14 protein-coding genes and 3 pseudogenes are annotated in these 19,997 nt (G+C 49.5%); 11 read left to right on the top strand and 6 right to left on the bottom strand.

Annotated features, from left to right (window positions below):
- The 10 genes and pseudogenes from D1841_RS13720 to D1841_RS13675 all read left to right on the top strand — a co-directional run.
- Positions 1–609 (top strand): annotated as a pseudogene (locus tag D1841_RS13720) (relaxase); the annotation flags it as partial.
- 440 nt (positions 610–1,049) lie between these two features.
- The gene (locus D1841_RS13715; protein ID WP_004083387.1) at positions 1,050–1,904 is read left to right on the top strand and encodes a tyrosine-type recombinase/integrase; all 855 of its coding nucleotides are present in this window, start codon (positions 1,050–1,052) and stop codon (positions 1,902–1,904) included.
- Positions 1,905–2,267: 363 nt separating this feature from the next.
- Positions 2,268–4,601, top strand: coding sequence for a GGDEF domain-containing phosphodiesterase (locus D1841_RS13710; RefSeq protein WP_004083386.1), 2,334 nt, complete (start codon positions 2,268–2,270; stop codon positions 4,599–4,601).
- Positions 4,602–4,725: 124 nt separating this feature from the next.
- Entirely contained in the window at positions 4,726–6,789 is a 2,064-nt protein-coding gene (locus D1841_RS13705) for a diguanylate cyclase domain-containing protein (protein ID WP_004083385.1), read from the top strand.
- A 288-nt stretch (positions 6,790–7,077) separates the two neighbouring features.
- A complete protein-coding gene (locus D1841_RS13700) occupies positions 7,078–8,865 on the top strand; it encodes a methyl-accepting chemotaxis protein (RefSeq protein WP_160643916.1) in 1,788 nt (595 codons plus the stop codon).
- Between the two features lie 33 nt (positions 8,866–8,898).
- The gene (locus D1841_RS13695) at positions 8,899–9,516 is read left to right on the top strand and encodes a chemotaxis protein CheW (RefSeq protein ID WP_049946633.1); all 618 of its coding nucleotides are present in this window, start codon (positions 8,899–8,901) and stop codon (positions 9,514–9,516) included.
- 284 nt (positions 9,517–9,800) lie between these two features.
- Positions 9,801–10,175 carry a DUF4368 domain-containing protein gene (locus tag D1841_RS19280; RefSeq protein ID WP_237076371.1) on the top strand — a complete coding sequence of 125 codons (375 nt, stop codon included), beginning with the start codon at positions 9,801–9,803 and terminating at the stop codon, positions 10,173–10,175.
- A pseudogene (locus D1841_RS13685) lies at positions 10,159–10,563 on the top strand (recombinase family protein); the annotation flags it as partial. The gene D1841_RS19280 and the pseudogene D1841_RS13685, both read left to right, overlap by 17 nt.
- A 683-nt stretch (positions 10,564–11,246) precedes the next feature.
- The gene (locus D1841_RS13680; RefSeq protein WP_160643914.1) at positions 11,247–12,464 is read left to right on the top strand and encodes a site-specific integrase; all 1,218 of its coding nucleotides are present in this window, start codon (positions 11,247–11,249) and stop codon (positions 12,462–12,464) included.
- Positions 12,448–12,780, top strand: coding sequence for a hypothetical protein (locus D1841_RS13675; RefSeq protein WP_160643912.1), 333 nt, complete (start codon positions 12,448–12,450; stop codon positions 12,778–12,780). Before D1841_RS13680 ends, D1841_RS13675 begins: the two co-directional genes overlap by 17 nt.
- 89 nt (positions 12,781–12,869) lie before the next feature.
- Here the strand turns inward: D1841_RS13675 and D1841_RS13670 are convergent.
- The 6 genes and pseudogenes from D1841_RS13670 to D1841_RS13645 form a co-directional block, all read right to left on the bottom strand.
- Positions 12,870–13,118, bottom strand: a pseudogene (locus D1841_RS13670) (DUF86 domain-containing protein); the annotation flags it as partial.
- A 97-nt stretch (positions 13,119–13,215) separates the two neighbouring features.
- Positions 13,216–13,536 carry a nucleotidyltransferase family protein gene (locus D1841_RS13665; RefSeq protein WP_160643920.1) on the bottom strand — a complete coding sequence of 107 codons (321 nt, stop codon included), beginning with the start codon at positions 13,534–13,536 and terminating at the stop codon, positions 13,216–13,218.
- 69 nt (positions 13,537–13,605) lie between these two features.
- Entirely contained in the window at positions 13,606–16,164 is a 2,559-nt protein-coding gene (locus D1841_RS13660; RefSeq protein ID WP_160643908.1) for an ABC transporter permease, read from the bottom strand.
- A complete protein-coding gene (locus D1841_RS13655) occupies positions 16,161–16,847 on the bottom strand; it encodes an ABC transporter ATP-binding protein (RefSeq protein ID WP_160643918.1) in 687 nt (228 codons plus the stop codon). Before D1841_RS13655 ends, D1841_RS13660 begins: the two co-directional genes overlap by 4 nt.
- A gap of 85 nt (positions 16,848–16,932) precedes the next feature.
- Complete coding sequence (locus tag D1841_RS13650) at positions 16,933–17,886, bottom strand: sensor histidine kinase KdpD (RefSeq protein WP_160643906.1); 954 nt, start codon at positions 17,884–17,886, stop codon at positions 16,933–16,935.
- Positions 17,883–18,545 (bottom strand): response regulator transcription factor, encoded by a 663-nt coding sequence (locus D1841_RS13645; protein WP_160643903.1) that lies wholly within the window; start codon positions 18,543–18,545, stop codon positions 17,883–17,885. The genes D1841_RS13650 and D1841_RS13645 overlap by 4 nt, the downstream gene beginning before the upstream one ends.
- 676 nt (positions 18,546–19,221) lie before the next feature.
- Between D1841_RS13645 and D1841_RS13640 the strand changes: the two genes are divergently transcribed.
- The coding region (locus tag D1841_RS13640; RefSeq protein WP_371721944.1) for a tyrosine-type recombinase/integrase at positions 19,222–19,997 on the top strand (776 nt) is incomplete at its 3' end.

Genomic DNA, 19,997 nt, shown 5'->3' with positions numbered 1-19,997 from the left:
GTTTCAACTCCCACTCCCAAGGTCAATCTTCTGGTGGATATTCAGGCAAAATTGCAGGCCGGAAAAGGCGCTGGCTATGCGCGCTGGGCAAAGGTATTCAATCTGAAACAGATGGCGCAGACGATGAACTACCTCACCGAGCATGGCCTGCTGGAATATGCAGTCTTGGAAGAAAAAGCGGCTGCTGCTACCACCCGCCACAATGAGCTGTCGGCGCAGATCAAGGCGGCGGAAACCCGCATGGCGGAGATTGCCACACTGCGGACCCACATCATCAATTACGCCAAGACCCGCGAGGTCTATGCGGCCTACCGCAAGGCGGGATATTCCAAGAAATTTTTAGCGGAACATGAAGCGGATATTCTGCTCCACAAGGCGGCAAAACAGGCATTTGACGATTTGGGTATCAAGAAGCTGCCCACCGTCAAGAGCTTGCAGGCCGAGTACGCAACATTGTTGGAAGGAAAGAAAAAAGACTATGCCGAGTACCGGCGTTCCCGCGAGGAAATGCGGGAACTGCTGGCCGCAAAAGCCAACGTGGACCGGCTGATGGGATATGGGGAGGAACGCCAGAATGACCGGGAAAAGGAACAGGGGCAGGATCGCTGACGCGCCTGTTTTTTCGCATTTTCTCACCGCCGCAGGCCGGTAAAAAGCGTTCCGCAGGAACGCGCAGCCACAGAATGAAATTCTGTGTTCAAAAGGGGCTTGGGGAATCCCCAACAAGCAGCGCCAGGAGCCGGATGGCTATCCTGGGGCATTGCTTGCCAAGTTTATTGCTTATGACAAGCTTGTCATAACTTCTATGCTCATGCGGATACTGAACATAGGCGCAGAGCTGTTGAGGCCGCTATGCGTAACCCCTACTATGAGCAAATTTTTATCAGAACTTTTTGCCGCTGCATTCCTGCATTTTCAAGGATTCTGCCTTCTCGTTCTGATAAAAATTTTGTTCCGATAACCATCTCCACGCCCCCCGCTTTTGCTCCGTATAGATTGTCTAATAACCGCTACAATAATGGTATCTCAAACCAAGGAGGATTACCGTTATGAGCAACACATTATATCGTATCACGTCCGAATGCATCTGCCGCTACGCCGTTTATCTTCGTGAACAGGAACGGGCAGCGCATACCGTTCAGAAGTACGTCCACGACCTGGGGGAGCTGGCGGCATATCTGGACGGCCAGACCGTCACCAAAGCTGCCCTGATTGAGTGGAAAGAGCAGCTTACCGCCGCCTATGCCCCGGCCACTGTCAACTCCATGCTTACTGCCGCCAACGGCTTTTTTGCGTTCATGGGTTGGCGGGATTTGTCCCTGCGACTGCTGAAAATCCAGAAAACCATCTTCTGTGATGAGAGCCGGGAGCTGACCCGCGCCGAATACATCCGGCTAGTGGAAGCCGCAGAACGGGAGGGCAACCAGCGTCTTTCCCTGGTGCTGCAAACCATCTGCGCAACGGGCATACGGGTGTCCGAGCTGCGCTTCATCACCGCCGAGGCCGTGAGCGTTGGCAGAGCGGAGATTTTCAATAAGGGCAAACGCCGGGTGGTGTTCCTTCCGGACAAGCTGCAAAGGCTGCTGAAAAAATATCTCCGGGAACAAAAAAAGACCGCCGGGGCGGTGTTCACCACCCGGACGGGAAAGCCCCTGGATCGCTCCAACATTTGGCGGGATATGAAAAAGCTGTGCGAGAGCGCAAACGTGGAGCCGGGGAAAGTCTTTCCCCACAACCTCCGGCACCTGTTCGCCCGGACGTACTACTCTCTGGAAAAGGATTTGTCCCGGCTGGCGGACATTCTGGGCCATTCCAGCGTCAACACCACCCGCATTTACACCGTGGAGAGCGGAACCGTCCACGCCCAGCAGGTTGCCCGATTGGGCCTTGTCCTGACAACATAGTTTCACTTCTGTTGTAACCCGCCTGTTTTCAAGCCGATACATATACTATTATACTAAGTGCCAACAAAGAATGCAAGGATTTTCTTCGGGATGATTTGCACGAAAAACAGACGGGACAGTTGAGCTTTTTTGCCCCGTCAGTTTTTTGCGCTTATTTTTGCGCTTAAAAGAAATATCAACTCCCTTTTTTCCCGCAATCAACTTAATGACAGTATAACCACATAGCTTTGGTAGAAGAAATTACAACAGAAGTGAAAGTCTGTTGTGTTTTTTGCGCCCTCTACAACAGAAGTGAAAGTCTGTTGTAATCGGATGCACTTCACTCTTTTAGAAAATTTTAGAAAAGCGCAGGAGGATCGTATAATGACTGGAGAAGAGGGCGCAGCACACCGTATATCTTATCGGCACCATAAGATTTTGGTTGAGATAGCCTACCTCGTTCTAATTATTGTGGCTGGCTTTACAGTTGGCATCAACCTTGTGTTACTGCATGAAACGCATCAAACCATAATCGCTAAGACAGACCGCCACATCTCTGAACTGTCCGCAAGCGTGAGCAACTCCCTTGCGCAAAGGTTTCAAAGAACGCTTCGAATTCTTGAATCTGTCGAGCTTAGTTATGATCAAGATGGTATATTATCATCCACTGAGCTGGAACGTCTGCATGAGAGGGCTGACTTGCTCCAATTCGAGTATTTTGCGTTTATTTCGCCAGATGGTTCGGCTGTCTGTTCCGATGGTGTTTCACGAACGTTTTCCCAACAGGCTGGAATTATGAAAGCGTTTGAAGGACAGGCTGTGATTGATGTCGAGTCATCGAAAACAGAAACAGACGAGCAGATTTTGAATATGCCGTTTTTTGCAATACCAATCCGCTCCCACGGTGGAACCGGAGAGATCACCGGCATTTTCGCTGCCCCTGTCTCGCCGGAACAGGAGGATTTCTATTTGGTACAATCCTATTACGGCGGAAATGTCTTTTTTAACCTCGTCAAGCCGGATGGGACCGAGATATTCATGACAACCCACTCCCACGTTTTGCCGGTTGATGAGCCGCAAAATTCTGACAAACAACATAATTTATTTGACACGCTGGATGCGAATGTGGAGATTATCAGCGATACCTCCGTAGATGATCTAAGGGAGGCCGCCGTTTCGGGCCGGAATGCGACGATACGTTTCCATCTTCCGAATAGTTCTTCCACGCAGACCGGCCAGCTTTCCCCCATAAGCGACACCGGCTTGTGTGTCTGGATGGTTGATACAGACGACGCCGTGAGCGAAGGGATTGACCAGATATTGCATATAGCATTTCGGATCAATGGTTTAGGGGTCGTATGCTTTTGCTTGATAATTACTATCCTGCTCTTTCTCTACCGAAAGAACACACACATTCTCATGGTCGATCCTGTTACCGGCGGTTACAGCCTATCCCGCTTTACCCAGGAAGCGGAGCGTTTGGTGCGTCATTCAAACCCAGGCGAATACACACTTATCGTTATGAATATTGTCCATTTCAAATATTTCAACGATACCTACGGCTCTGATGAAAGCAACCGCATCTTGAAGTATGTACACACCGCGATTCAGAAATATATGGAGGATGGCGAGATACTGGTCCGCTCTGGCGCGGATGATTTCAACCTGCTGATCCGCACGTCACGCAACAGCAATGAGGTAATCATTCAGAAGCTGGAGCTTATGGTGGATGAAGTCAATCGCTTTAATAAGGAACTTCCTAAAAAGGAATGGATTATGTTCAGGGTGGGAGTGTATCAGATTACAGATACCAGCCTGTCCGTTATTCATATGAGCGATCGGGCGAACATTGCCCGAAAAAAGCCAAAGATACCGGTTGGAGATATTCTGTATTCCTGTGGCTTTTATGAGGAAGAGGACCTCGCCCAGCTGCAAAAAGAGAACATCCTGGTAAACAAGATGAATGACGCGCTGGAAAATCATGATTTCAAAATGTATTTACAGCCGAAAGTAGACATTTCAACCGGAAAAATTGTTGCCGCCGAGGCACTGGTCCGCTGGCAGAACCCGGACATGGGACTTGTCCGGCCTGACGAGTTTATACCCCTGTTTGAACGCAACGGCTTTATCCGAAAGCTTGACCTCTATATGTTTGAGCAGGTATGTGCCTGTCTGCGCCGGTGGCTTGACGAGGGATTGCAGCCGGTTCAGATTTCTATCAATTTGTCCCGTGTTCATTTGGCGAACAAGGATTTTTTGAAGCCGTTCATAGCAGTGCAGGAAAAATACCGCATTCCGCCGGAACTTTTGGAATTTGAATTGCTGGAATCGGCGTTGCAGGAGTTCCCGAAGGCACTCCCGGAGGCGGTCTGTCAAATCCATCTGGCCGGTTATACCTGTTCTCTGGACGATTTCGGAAGCGGCTATTCTTCTTTGAACAACCTGGAATCTTTGGACATTGACGTTGTGAAGCTGGATCGCGAGTTTCTCAATACTGCCCACACAGAAGGTGACAGAGGACATATCGTGATCGAGGAATTGATTCATATGGCAAGACGCCTTGGAATTACAGTTTGCTGCGAGGGGGTGGAAACGGTAGAACAGCTTGCCTTTTTGCAAAAGTGCCACTGCGACAAAGGCCAGGGGTATTTATTCTCTAAGCCGGTTGAAGTATCTGTTTTTGAAGAAATGCTTTTTGGTAATTCACAAATAAAATAGCCAATCTGTGTAAGGAAAAGCAAAGAAAATGCAGGTGCAACAAAAACGGGTTGTTACGCTACCGATAGCAGGCGTGATACTGTCTTACGATCTATTCAAATGTTAAGGTTTATAGGAGGGGCAGATGCAGTCTTTAAGTAAGATTATTGGTAAACGGATTTGTTGCATTACATGGATTCTATCGCTTTTGCTACTTATGGTTTTGTTGACATTTCAGTTGACACATGAGCGTCACAAGGCTTATCTGGATGCAAATCGCACCTTTCTTCAAATGGAACAGATATTAGCTGAAAATCAGGAAGAGCTTGTCAAAATTGAGGAAGCATACAAGCTGGACTGCATCCACGCAGCAGAGGAAGTGTCCCGCATTTTAGACAAAAATCCAGAGGCGATTTATTCTATCGACAGGCTCAAACAGATTGCGGAAGAAACGGTGGTAGACGAAATTCATATTTTTGACCAGAAAGGAGAATTATTTTCTGGCACAGAGCCGCAATATTATGGTTATACGATGGATTCTATCGAATCAATGAACTTTTTCAAACCTATGCTTACGGATAAATCCTTACAAATGGTCCAAGATGTCACAGAAAATATGGCAGAAGGGAATCCGATGCAATATTCAGCAGTCTGGAACGACAGTGGGAGGTTTATTATACAAGTCGGAATAAGTCCGGTTTACTTTATGCTGGCATCGCAGAAGAATGATATCTCTTACATTTTTTCTTTGTTCCGCGTAAATCCAAACGTAAGCTATTATGCTATTGATGAGAAAAGTGAGGTAATTATAGGGTCCAACCGTTTGCAGGCTGTGGGAATCAAATGTTCTGATGAGGGGTTCCAGTTTGAGGATATAAAAAATAAGCCAAAAGGATTTTACAGCAAAATCAATGGACAAAATTCGTTCTGCGTGTTCAAAAAAATTGGTTCCAGTTATATCGGACGGATAATTTCTATCAATTATCTATACCAGGATATTCCTCATCTTATGCCGCTTATTTTGGCTGGCCTGATGATAATATCGTTTATCCTGACAATATTGATCAGAGGATATATGGATAGATTTGTGGTGAAAAAAATCCAGGATGTGATACAGAAGCTGAAATTGATCATGGAAGGCAACCTGGAAGAGCGGGTCAATGTCCAGGGCAGTCTGGAATTTTTAGAACTTAGCAGCTACATCAACCAAATGGTTCAGAATTTAACAAATGCCAATGATATAGAGCAGCACATTAACAAAGCCCTGCGAACTGCATTGAAAGCGGGCGAGCCAGAAAAATCCCTGGAGTGCATATTGGAATATTTAGGCAGGTTATTGTGCGGAAAGCGGTCCTATATATTTGAAAGAAACAAACTGGGGGGTGATGACAATACCTATGAGTGGGTTGCAGAAGGAGTTATGGCAGAAAAAGATAATCTGCAAAATCTCCCGTCTGAGGTCTGTGAACATTGGTATAAAATGTTTGCAGAAAATGAATATATAATGTTTGAAAATATAGTGGAAATGAAGCAAACAGACCCACTTCAGTACGAAAATCTAAAAAAACAGGGTATAGTATCCATCGCAGTAGTCCCATTACGTGATAGCGATAATGTGGTTGGATTTTATGGAGTGGATGACCCACCTGCGGAAATGTTAGCTCATACCACAACTATGCTCCGTGTCATGGGACATTTTATCGAAGCATTGCTTAGGACAAGAGATCTTGTAAGAAACCTGAAGCGGATGTCTTACTTAGACCAGTTGACTCAGATTGGGAATCGCCATGCACTCTGGGAATACATAGACAAAACACAGAGCAAGGATATTAGTATCGGTATTATTTACTGCGATATTACAGGCTTAAAACGGGTAAACGATAACGAAGGCCATGAAGCTGGTGACCGGTTGATCCTCTCCGCCTGTGAATGTATGAAAAAGGCGTTACATGGCTATGAGCTGTTTCGCTTGGACGGCGATGAGCTGTTGGCGGTGTGTACCAGAATCAGCGAAGCAGAGCTACATGAAAGCGTAAAGCAGCTTACAGGCAGCATGAATGAATACGCCGTTGTACTGGCCGTTGGAGCTGCTTGGAAAAGTGACTGTACAGAAGGGATAAGCGGTATAATGGCCGAGGCGGAAAATTTGATGTATAAGGACAAAGCGGCATATTACGCCGCCACCGGAATCGAAAGAAGGCGGCAGTGAAAAATAGGATGGTTACTCCCCTTCCTGATGCTTCGCATTATATTAAAAGAATCATCTGCATATGGGGGTATTTATTTTGTGAATGAGAGGAGAAATTAAGTATATCATGGATTCTTATCAAGAAAAGGAAAAGAAGAAATATAGGGTAAGGTTTAGTGGATGGATGATATTTAAGATGGTTGCCTGGATAACCATAATTCTTCTTGCTTTAGCTTTGCCGATTGCAATAATCGTTTTTAATATTGTAAATAAATAGATGCTATAATAATTTTTTAGGAGGAATGAGTTATGCTCAAAAATATGAAAACAAGAAATAGTTTGCCGCTTGGCTATGGTATTACGATTGGAATTTCCGTAATTCTGATCCTGATCTGTCTGTTTATGATGCTCAATATCAAGGGTAAATACGACGTACTGCTTGATAAAGAAGCCGTAGCGAATCAGGATATTTTGTACTGCCGGGTCAATGCGCTGCTGGTAGGGCGGAACATCCGCGACTCCTATCTTGTCCCCGGTTCTGAGGCCAACGAGGGGCTGCTCCAGACGGCGGAAAAAGCGCAGGCCAACCTGTTTGCCAGTATGGAATCGTTGAAGGAACATTTCCCGTCTCAGCTGGAGCGCAGTACATTAGACGAGTATATTACGACCGTTACTAACTGGGCTAATACGAATCCGGACCTGATTGAGTGGTATCGCCAATATGCCAGGACCGGGAATGAATCGTATCTTGAAAAGGGCATCGATTTTATCTATGAGGTAGACACGCCTGACCAGGAGAAGATGGCCGTAGCCGCAACAGCTTTGGACAATTATTTGGTTCAAGCCATGGCTGCCGAACGCCAGCGCATTGGAATTACAATCAATATCATCACGGCTGTCGTTGCTTTGGTTTCGGTGATTGCCACGATTGCGGTCATTGCGCTGGCTCTCATAATTATTAAGACCATCACCATTCCTGTTTCCCAAGTTCAGAGCGCCCTGGTCGGATTTTCGCAGGGCAATCTGGACATTCCCGTTGATTATCAGAGCAAGAGCGAGTTGGGTGTGATGTGTGATGCCCTGCGCAGCAGTCAAGCGACCCTCTCCGGTGTCATTCAGGACGAGGCATACTTGCTCAAGGAGATGGCGGGCGGAAATTTTGATATACATAGCAAAGACGACACTATGTATGTCGGTGCGCTGGAAACCGTTATTGAATCTATCCGGAGCATCAATCATCAACTCAGTGATGCGCTCCTGCAAATTGCCCAGGGGACAGACCAGGTTTCCGCCGGTGCGGATCAGGTGTCAACCGGCGCTCAGTCTTTGGCTCAGGGCGCGACTGAACAGGCCAGCACACTTCAGGAATTGACAGCAACCATTATGGATATTTCTGAGGCATCCAATCAGACTGACCTTGCTGCCAAAGACGCGAAAGCCAGCGTCCAAACGGCAGGCACGCAAGTAGAAAAAATGAATCAACAGGTAAATGTTTTGAATCAGGCGATGAATAAAATTGCGCTTTCGTCTGAGGAAATGGGCAAGATTATCAAGACGATTGAGGATATTGCGTTCCAGACGAATATCCTGGCTTTGAACGCTGCGGTTGAGGCTGCTCGCGCCGGTACTGCCGGAAAGGGGTTTGCGGTAGTGGCGGACGAGGTGCGCAGTTTGGCGGCTAAATCCGATGAATCTGCCAAAGCCACTAAGGAACTGATTGACAGTGCCATCAGCTCTGTTCAGGAGGGAAGTGATATCGTCGAACACGTCACTCAAGCTTTAGTTGAATGCAAGATCTTAACTGACGAAGTTGTGAAACGTGTGGATGTGGTTACTAATGGTGTTGAAGTTCAAACTGTATCTATCAAACAAGTGACCGAAAGTATTGACCAGCTTTCCTCAGTGGTTCAAACAAACTCTGCAACAAGCGAAGAATCTGCGGCAGCCAGTGAGGAACTTGCAAGTCAGGCCGTTACAATCAAGAATCTGGTGGGACGTTTCAGGCTTCGCCGTACAGATGACCATATTTATCCGGCAGCTCCCACTACTCGTACTAAAAAAACTGTTGTTAGTGGCATAGATGAGGGTAAATACTAAAAAACTTTGACACTTGGTTTACGAGATGGGCGCATGATGTTTTTTGAATCTTTGAACAGAAAGGAGCTTTGTGTTTTGCAATTACAAGAGGTTAAAGATGCAATTATTTCACAGATTGAAAACCTGTCAAATAATCAAATAGAATCGGTTTGGACTTATCTGCAAGAATTAACAGAAGCAAAAAATCATCAGGTAGATTTATTAAATCAATATCTGACATTCTGGTGTGATAAACAATTACTTGGCATTAGAATAACTAAGATTGTAGAAGTGATCTCAATGATTGAGATTACTCCGCTACCGGATTTTCCGCCATATATGACAGGGATTATTTCTTTACGGGACAACATGATTCCTGTCATGGATTTGAGGCTAAGGCTTGGAAATACGGAAACGCCTTATAACAACCATACCTGCATCGTTATTGTTGACATTCAAGGTCGTTCTTTTGGTTTGATTGTAGATGCGGTGAATGATGTGGAAAGGATTCCTGAACACGAAATATGCCCTCCGCCAACGCAAACAAACTGTGACGCGAGCTATTTAGAAGGAATTGCGAAGCGTGAACACATCATTTTGATATTATCTATTGACTACTTATTAAGCGAAAATGAGATCAATTCGATTTTGAACTTGCCTGATGACGTATAAAAATGTGACGATCTTCAAAATGTGTAATTTAGTATTATTGACCCAAACAAGGTCAAAAAAGGCAGGAAGGGAGCGGCGTCAGCCTTGGAGTTACCCGAAACTACACAACCAAATACCGTTGTGAGGTAATTAGGTGCCGCAATCCCGGCTGACCCATACCTTCTTTGTCGCATAGCGGTTAATTTTATGGAGGCCGTATATGCGTAAACGTCCCTTTTGATCGATCTCTGCCCTTATGGGGCAGAGGCTGGAAAAACAGTATAACACACCCAAACAGGGCGCAGATGATACATCAATCATCTGCGCCCTGTTTTTGTCTGCACTTTTTCGGCAAAAAGAAAGAACATTCTGGCAAAAAATACAAAAAGTGCGCCGCCTGGGAGCATAGAAACGACAAGCCACCCCCTGCTCCGCACCTTTTCTACATAGTCCGTCAATCGGACAGGCACCGCTGGCTGGAAATTATCCGGCGCTACACCGAAATCTCGGAGCTGGACGAAACCATCCTGTTTGAACTGGTAGACCGGATCGAGGTTGGCGATACCCAGATAATTAACGGACAGCGTATTTGTGAAGTCAAGGTATATTACCGCTATGTCGGGAATGTGGACGCGGCGCTGGCACAGGAAAGGGGGCAGGACTATGGCGAAGCAATATAAAGTTGGTATCTACTGCCGCCTGAGTGTGGATGATGCCTCCAATTCCGCAAAAGCGAAAGGCTATATCCCCAGCGATGAATCGGTGAGCATTGAGAACCAGTACGAAATCCTCTCCAAGTTTGTCATGCTCAATGGCTGGATTGAGGTTAAGACCTACCAGGACGATGGGTACAGCGGAGGGAATTTTCAGCGGCCCGGATTTTTGGAGATGCTGGAGGACGCAAGGCATGGCCTGATTAACCTGATTCTGGTTAAGGACCTCTCCCGTTTAGGGCGGGACTTTGTGGAGGTAGGCCGTTATACCGATGTCATTTTCCCCTCCCTCGGCTGCCGGTTCGTATCGGTTCTGGACTGTCTGGACAGCGAAGGGGACAACACCGAAAAGCTGTCAAGGGTAAACTTCGCGCTACGCGCCCTTGACAGCTTTTTCCGCCTTTGCTAATGGGCAGTCAAGAGGACGAAATCAGTAAACTGCTTTCGCCCTCAACTTATTATGGGATTTGTTACGCAGTAGAGGTTATTTTTCTCTTGATTTATGCGGCTTTGCGGGCGTTGAAATGGCGGGGTAAGGGTTTTATATGTCTGCTCTCAAAAACGGTGTTCTATTGCGTAACAGAAAAGCAGAGAACCGACCACTAATGAAAGTGATATGTTCTCTGCTTTTGCTTGCACCCTGTTTGTCTGCGTTGATGATAAGTTGTTGTAAATACTTCCTTATCAACGTAAAACTAAGGGCTTGCGGGATTTTGCGGGTGCAAAAATCCTAGGGGTCGTGGATGGCGATGTGGGGTCAGCTAAGGGGTCGTAGAACGGATAAATGGCTGTGTAGAGCGGTTTTGGAAGGGGTTGCGTATGGAGTCGCAGCCGTCCTACGGAAATCTTCCCGTTTCGGAGAGACGTGAATTGAGCGGCAGTCCGAACCCGTTTTTCAGAGCGAGGTACTACCTCAAAATTTGCGCCGCTAAACAAAGAAAAGGGACTTCCAGAAAGCCAAAAAAGTAAGAAAAATGTCAGTGGACATAAGCGGACACTCTGTGGTATCCTGTGTGGTTGCAGAAAGGAGGTCCGCATATGGCACAGAAAAAACTTTTGACAAACGGCAAGGCCTTCAAGCGAACAGACAACCGCTGGGGCGGTACAGTCTGGTACATGGACGAGAAAGGGGAACGTAAGCGTAAATCATTCTCCGGCACCACCAAGGCAGAAGTCACCAAGAAGATGACAGACTACGTTGCGGCCTTCAGCGATGCCTTGCAAGAATCGGACGAATCCCGCAAAACACTCAAGGAGAGCATGACTCATTGGCTCCAGGTGTTCAAGTTCCCCTCAGTGGAGCGCACCACTTACGACCGCTGCGAATGTACAGTAGAACACCAGATTTTTCCTCTGCTGGGAGAGAAGGTGGTGGGTGACATCACTGCCGCTGATTTGAAAGAAATACTGAATCACTGGATGGGTGAAGGCTACGCTTATACCACAGTGAAGAAAGTTTACATTGTCCTCAACGAGTATTTCCGCTACCTGACCCAGCAGGAAATCCTGGCAAAGAACCCCATGAATAGCGTACCCATGATAAAGAAGTCAAACTTTATGGCGGCTCAGAACAAGGAAGACCTGCCTACGCAGGAAACGGTTACCGTGTTTACGCCAGAGGAAATAGAAAAATTCAAAGTCGAGGCGTTCAGTAAATTCAGTAACGGCAAGCCCAAGTACCAACAGCCCGCCGCATACATCCTCATGCTGAACACAGGATTGCGGACAGGGGAACTGTTGGGCCTGCTTAACAGCGACATCAATCTAGAGGGCAGATACTTGGAAGTACGTCAAAACGTCAAAGAAGTGTGCAGGCGTGAGGGAACGGAATACCTTCCCGGCAGGGAGGTAAAGGTAGGCAAGACGAAAACAGCCACCAGCAAGCGCCGTGTGCCCCTAAACGGGGTCGCACTCGAGGCGGTAAGGGAGTTGCGCCTGGAACGCGACTTCGGCCCCGCGGCGCCCCTTGTGAGCGACGAGAAAGGTGGCTACACCAGGCCAGTAAACTTCCGCAAGAGGTACTACCGGATTTTGAAGGCAGCGGGGATAGAAAAGAAAGGCCTTCACAGTCTCAGGCACCATTTCGCGACCCAGCTTATAAACGGTGTGAAACAGCCCGATGGAACGATTCTTGCCCTATCACCCCGCCAAGTAGCCGACCTTCTGGGCCACAGCACCTCACAAATCACCGAGATGTATTACGTCAAAAAAGACACCACCCGCCTACAGGGAATCACAGATGGTTTCGAGTTTTGATGCGTTTTTGATGCTGTACCAGACGGAATTATTGCGAACGGATGCCACCAGACGAGAAACCGCCGATGCTCTGGTGATGATACGACAGGTGAGAGGGCAGCAAGACAGCCACCCTCTCCCCAAATATTTGTCAGAATATACCCAAAAAACAAGCGCCGTAGACCCGAAAATCTACGGCGCTTTGGCAGGGGCAGAAGGACTTGAACCCTCGGCACGCGGTTTTGGAGTGGATGTGGAAAAGGCATCAGCGGACATATACCAGCCAAATTTCCGCACGGTTGAGCCGTTTGTGTTTCCAAAACTCGCGTCCCGATAAGTTTTGATGATTTATTGATGATACCCCAAAATCTCGACCCCGAAAGATCGACGCTCAGCTCAAAATTTGTGCCGCTAAACAAAGAAAACTCAGAAAGGTTCATCCTTCAACTGCGCTTCACAAAAGGCCTCCAACTCTGGCACATCCTCCATAACAGTCACCCAGACCCGTTCCATATCCATAGCTCCGTAATCATGGGCAAACATATTCCGCATATTTTTGATTGCCCGCCAGTTGATACCCAACTCCTTTGACCGTGCCACAAAATCCTCTGAAAATCGGCCGGTCAATTCGCCAATTTGCAGTAGGTTCATACCGACAGAATCCGCATAATCCGGATTATCCGCGAACCACTAAAATGAATCTCCAAAGCGCTCCACAGTACGGTCGATTTTGTGGCAATACTGCAAGATATGCTCCAAAATCTGCCGGTCTTTACTGGGCAAGCTCATAAATCAGCACCTGATCCTTTCGTAGATTTTCCGTGAATACAATATTCGTTTCCTTGCCTAAAGTATTGGCGGTGACCATGTCTAGTCCTTTCCCAAGGGCCTCTTCAAAGTCGGCGTATAGCGCGCCCAGGGCAAATAGCCCACGCAGGGCAGGAGCGTCCACGCAGAGGTCAACATCACTGGAGGGAGTGGCTTCGCCCCGGGCATAAGAGCCAAATAGATACACCTTTTTTACGCCATGCTTTTTTGCAATTGGCGCAACGATACCTTTGATTTCATTTATCGTGTAAACCTTTCGCGTCATGGAGAATCCCCCCCTTTGTGAGTTCAGTATAGCATAAAAACCGATAGCTTCAAGCACGATCCTTCCCCATCATTCCTCCCACTTCACCCGCTCAGTCAATGAAACGTTGGTCGCTGCCTTGAAGGAGAGCTCTGCAGTGACCCACCCGACAACGAACAGCAAAAGCAGAATCCCCACTGCGGGCAAGGATATCGCGGAAACTTTCACGTCGAATATCTGCGCCAGCAGCGCATAAGAGAGAGCCGACCCAACTGTAAACGCCACCAGGCCGAACAACCCGCCCGCGCTGTTTTCATACAGCAGCATCCGGCGAAGTTGTGCGTGGGTCATGCCTACAGTCTCCAGCATGGCGAACTCCCGCCGCCGCTGGACGGTAGATGTGAGGGCGCTGTTTACCATGTTCATCAGCCCGATAAGGAGGATTATCCCGCAAAGACTGTACCCTGTCAGTTGTATGGCCCCGAGCCGTTCCTGCAATTTCTCTAGGTCCAGGAGCTTTCCGCCCAAAAGATAGCTGAAACTTGTGTCGCCGGAACCGACTCTACGACCCTCTGTCAGGGCTTGCGCCTCTTTAAGAAGCGCGTCCTCTCGGCCCTCTTTCGCGTTCACAAGCACCTTGAACACAGGGGCGTCCGGGAACTCTCTCTCAAAGACGCTCTCGGGCAGCAGGAAATACACTTCCTCCACGCCGAAGTGATTCGCCATGGGATCCCCGCAAATTTCCGCCAGAGCTGTCCAGAGGCCAGAGGACAGCTCCGCAGGGATGACTTCATATTCTCTTTTTAAGCCGTCTGAGGAAAGCGCCTCCCCAGGGGAAAACTGTATATCCGGGAGAATCTCCAGCTCGTTTTTTGTGAAAACGCACAGGACATGTTTGCCGTCGTACAGTTCCTCCCCGTCATAGTGAAAAGACTTGCTTCTATCATCCCGGTACACCACAATATCCCGGCAGAGCTGGTCGGGGATGGAGAGAACGGCGGTTTTTATCCTGCCGCTGTCAAGAATATCCTGGTACTTCTCACGCTCCCACTCATATTCTGTTTTTTGCGCCAGAAACGAGCGAAGGCTCTCTTCCAGACTGGGAGAAATATCTGCCTCTACCTGCCCAAAGCGCAGAAACTGCATTTCCTCCACGGTATCAGACGCGGCAAACTTCTCAATCATATCCGGCTCCACCGCAATGAAGCTTGAGATTTGCGTAAGTGCATCAGGGATATGGCCACTGCGGTTCCCCAGCCCCAGCCCCAGCTCCACGTCGAACATCCCGACCCTTTCCACGTCCACAATCATATCCGTAAGCCCACCCACCATCACAAACAGCAGCACGGACACCACCGCCGAGAGGGAAGTGACCAGCATCCGGCCACGGCTTCGACGCAGCCCCGCCATAGCCAGGCTTCTGGGGGAGGCGGGGGCTTCCCTGCGCTTTTCCTTTTTGGGAGCTTTGCTTTCCAGTTCAGCCGAAACCGACTGTATGGGCGTCATTTTCTTGATACGCGCCAGGGGCCGGAGCGCCGAGAAGAACAGCGTAAACAGCGTAAGCCCCCCGCTGAGCAGGACAATAATCGGGCTGAACCGATAGGGCAGCACCTCTCCGCTCATGCTCATAAACACAGGGGCGAGCAGCCGGAACCCAATGAAATATCCCAGCAGAAGCCCCACGGGCAGCGCCCCGCAGGCAATAAGCCCGGTCTGCATAAGGGTCAGCTTTTTCATCTGCCTATGGGTCATTCCGATGACCTTCAAGAGTCCGAAGGCGCGCATGTCCTGGGTCAGGGCGATGGAATAGACATTGTAGATGAGCAAAAACGCCGCGAAGAACAGCACTCCTATCACCAAGAGTATCAGCAGAACGTTGCCCGGCTGGAGTAAGTTGCCCAAATCCGCACCCACATAGGCGTTGTTGATTTGTGTGCGCGGCTCCTCCCCGGGGAGCTCCCATGGGGACAGCCGTTCCAAGACCGCGTCCAACCGCTGCTCTATCCCGAAGCTGCTGTGAAAGTTCATCATGACGCTCAGTTCCAATTCCTCTGCCACGTTCTCTCCATACAGCGCTACCGCCGGGGGCGGGGAATCCGCGTCGCTGTGATAGAAACCAGAAACCGTGTAGGTCCTCTCCCTCACCATCGGCTCTGGGGTATACGCGCTTATAATAAAGAAACGGACCTGATCGCCAATGGAAAGCGTGGGGAACGCTTCCCGGCAGAGCATAATATCGTCTAACCTTTGGGGGAACCGGCCCTCGGTCATTGTCATAAAGTGGTGGGGAAGGATGCCCTCCCTGTCCACAAAAGCCATCCCAAACCCTTGCCTTATGCTGTTCGCCTCTGCCGGCTCCTCCCAGTGCACAGGGGCATACGCTGCAAGAAATGTTTCCGAAACCTCGGGGGCGCTCTGAATTTCCTCCCGCAAGGCTTCCCCGGAGATAGAATATCCGGTATCAACGATCAACGCGTGCACATCGGAGGTAAACGCCAGCATTTTGGAGAGCTGTACAGAATCCACAGCGCAGTAGGCGAAGCTTATCACCGTCATGTACAGCACCGCCGTGAGCACCACCGCCACTGCCACAAACCCGGTGCGCAGCCGGTGGGAGCGTATCTGCAAGCGGGCAAGCCGGAAAATCATTTTGAGCCCTCCCCGCTATCGGAAATAATGCGCCCGTCCTCGATGCGTATGCGTCGGGCGGTCATCTGAGCCAGCTCCTCGCTGTGGGTTATCATGACAATGGTCTGGGACAGCTCCCGGTTGAGCTTTTCCAAAAGGAGCATGACTTCAAGGCTGGTCTTGCTGTCAAGGTTCCCTGTGGGCTCGTCGGCCAGGACGATGTGGGGCTTTGTGGCAAGGGCTCGGGCGATGGCCACTCGTTGCTGTTGCCCGCCGGAGAGCTGGGAGGGCAGGGCATACCTTTTTTCGTAAATGCCAAGGGTGGAGAGAAGCTGTTCGGTTTCCTCCGGGTCAGCTTTCAGCTTGTCCAACCCCAGGGGCAGGACAATGTTTTCCCAGACATTCAGCCCGGGGATCAGGTTGTAGCTTTGGAACACGAAGCCGATGTAGCGCCGCCGGAACACGGTGAGCTCGTCGGGCTTGAGGGAGTAGAGGTCCGTGCCGTCGATGGTGACTGTGCCTGCTGTGGGACAGTCAATGCCCCCCAGCAGGTGCAAAAGCGTGCTCTTGCCGCTGCCGCTGGAGCCCACCACAGCCACAAATTCCCCCCGCTCTATGGACAGGGTCACGCTGTCCAGGGCCCGCAAGGTGTTGTCGCCGTTCCCATAAATCTTTGTCAGTCGATCCGTTTGTATCAGCATAATTTGTACCCTTTCGTTTGATTTTTGCCTATTATAACAAACGAATCTTTCGAGACGGTAACGAAATCTTTCAGTTTTGAAAGATTCTCTATTCAGTGGGCAGAAAAATGCTGAACCGGCACCCCACTCCCTCGCAATTCTGACAGAATACGCGGCCCCCTTGTGCCTGCACGATCATCCGGCACAGGGTAAGGCCAATCCCCACGCCAGAGGCGTTCCGGTTGGTTTTGCCGCGATAGAAGCGCTTCCAGATTTCCGGCAGTTCCTCCTCGGGGATGCCAGGGCCTTCGTCGAGGACATCTAGCCGGATGTATGTCTCATACCGTTGAGCCGCAACGGTAATTTTCGAGTTTTCCGGCGCGTATTTGACACTGTTATCCAGGAGCGCCCCCAATGCCTCTGCCGTCCAGCGCATATCAAGCAAAGCGGTCAATCCTTCGGGAATTTCTACGGACAGGACGATGCTTTTCCTCTCAGCTTCCGGCACAACGGCTGATAATGCCTGGGCTGCCAATGTTTCCACCGATTCTTTCGTGGGATGCACATTCTCTTCAATAAGCCCACCCTCACAACGAGAGAGTTTCACTAAAGCGTCCAGGAGAAACTGTAGCTTGCTGGCCTGCTGGGCGATTGCTGCCGATTCAGCGGAAGGTGGTAATAATTCGGCGTACATCCGTGTAGCCGTCAACGGCGTTTTGCACTGGTGTGCAATGTCGGAGACCAGCGCGGCCAGGTTGCGGTAGCTTTCCGTAACACGTCTGTCCCGCGTTTCCTCCTCGCCGCGTTTCAGCCTGAGCTGCCGCGCAAGCGGTGCAAGGCTGCTTTCCCGGACGGCAAAATCATCTTTACCATCCAGTACTTTCTGTACATCGTCCAGCAGCCTTTGCCTCCGCGTTTTCTCATACATCGCAAAGCCCACGGTGACAAGGCCGGAAAGTGCCGCATAGCAAACCGTGGGCCAGATGCTGCCCACATAAAGACTGTTCACGAGGCAGAACACCACTGTCAGAATGAGCCAAACAACGAGGAAAAGCAACGTCATGTTTTGTCACCTACCCACATATAGCCCAGTCCGTAAATGGTACTGATGCTTTTCTCACCTAACCGGCCCCGCAAGCGGCTGACTGTAACGGACAGGGCGTTTTCGTTCAGTTCCTCGCCGCCCTCCCAGAGAGCGTCGGTCAGGGCCGCCCGAGACAGCACATTGCCCGCGTTCTTCACCAGTACCGCCAGCAGCTTATATTCCGTGGAACCGAGATACACTCTTTCGCCGTCTACAAAAAAATCCAACGACGCAAAATCGAACCGGTACCGTCGGTCTGCATACAAATCGCTTCGCTTTTCTGTGCGCTCTAATAAAGCGGCAATGCGTTCCCTAAGTGCCATCAAAGAAAATGGTTTTTTCACATAGTCGCAGGCTCCGGCACGAAAGGCGGCTACCTCGTCGATCTCTGAATCCCGCACGGTGAGGAAAATCACGGGGATTGTCATTCTGCGCATGAGTTCGCGGCAGAAGTCGATGCCGTTGCCATCGGGGAGGTTGCAGTCAAGGAGCAGCAGGTCAAACTGCTGAGCGTTTATACGCTGGGCGGCAGAGGCGAGGTCCTCCGCGCCCACCGCCTCCATCGTATCAGAGGCCAAAGACCGGCATAATCCAGCGCGAATCGCCTCGTCGTCCTCAATAATCAAAATTCTCTTCATGCGCGTATCCTCCCAGCTCCAGCGCAGCCTGTGTGTAATCCTGCGAAAGCGTATACTTAAATTATAACCGTTTAGGGGAATAAAAGCAACGGTCGGTGGGGAATTCTGGCAGTTATTCTTTTAGCTGGCAGGCATGAGTTTACCACAAAAAGCTATTTTGAGCCAAATAAAAATAGCGTAATATAACCAAATTACCGTAAACTGTTGCCAGGCCAGATAAAGAGCAGGTATGCAGGACTATGAAAGATTATCCAGCCTCAAAGGGTGCAGAAAGCCGTCAAAAAGACAAGCAGGTTAAAGCGCGGGGTCTACCGCGCGGAAGACATCGGACGGCAGAGCCGACCGTCGGGGCAAAATGAGGGATTTTTCTTTCTGAAAATCAGGGGTCGGTGGATGAATGGTAGTTTTAGGCAAGAATATGCACGAGATAACCTGCCCATGGGGCAGGGCAAGCATAGCGTCCGGCTATACATCCGTCCGCATGAGCCGGGAGTTCCCGGCTCTCCCCCTGCCCCCTAAAGGGGAGTTGGAATGGCTTTGCTCGGCGCTCAAAATTTGCGCCGCATAAACAAAGAAAGAGCTTTTTCGGGAGGGCAGAAAAAGTAAGAAAAATGTTAGTAGACTTTCGCGGCAAGGTGTGGTATGTTGTGTTGTTGACGAAAGGAGGCCGACAAGCATGGCACAAAAGAAACTGCTTACGAATGGAAAAGCCTTTAAGAGAACCGACGACCGCTGGGGCGGCACAGTTTGGTATATGGACGAGAAAGGGGAGCGCAAGCGCAAATCGTTCTCCGGTACTACCAAGGCAGAAGTCACCAAGAAAATGACCGATTACGTTGCGGCCTTTAACGATGCCTTGCAAGAGTCAGATGAGTCCCGAAAAACTTTGAAAGAGAGCATGACCCACTGGCTCCAAGTGTTCAAGTTTACTTCGGTGGAGCGCACAACCTACGACCGCTGTGAATGTACCGTAGCGCATCAGATTTTTCCTCTGCTAGGAGAGAAAGTAGTAGGTGACATAACCGCCGCAGACCTCAAGGAAGTGCTGAATCACTGGATGAACCAGGGCTACGCCTACACCACAGTCAAAAAAGTGTACATCGTCCTCAACGAGTATTTCCGCTACCTGGCTCAGCAAGAAATCCTGCAAAAGAACCCTATTAACAGCGTACCCATGATAAAGAAGTCAAACTTCATGGCTGCGCAGAACAAAGAAGACCTGCCCACACAGGAAACGGTCACAGTGTTCACGCCAGAGGAAATAGAGAAATTCAAGGCTGAGGCGTTCAGTAAATTCAGTAACGGCAAGCCGAAATACCAGCAGCCAGCGGCCTACATCCTCATGCTGAACACCGGCCTGCGTACCGGGGAGCTGCTGGGCCTGCTCAATAGCGACATTGACCTGGAGCATAAATATCTTGAGGTGCGCCAGGGAGTAAAGGAAGTGTGCAG

The organism is Neglectibacter sp. X4, assembly GCF_009917365.1.
In the GTDB taxonomy this organism is placed as follows: domain Bacteria; phylum Bacillota; class Clostridia; order Oscillospirales; family Acutalibacteraceae; genus Acutalibacter.
Note: the sequence above shows the minus strand (reverse complement) of the source record. Positions and strands in the feature narration are given on the sequence as shown.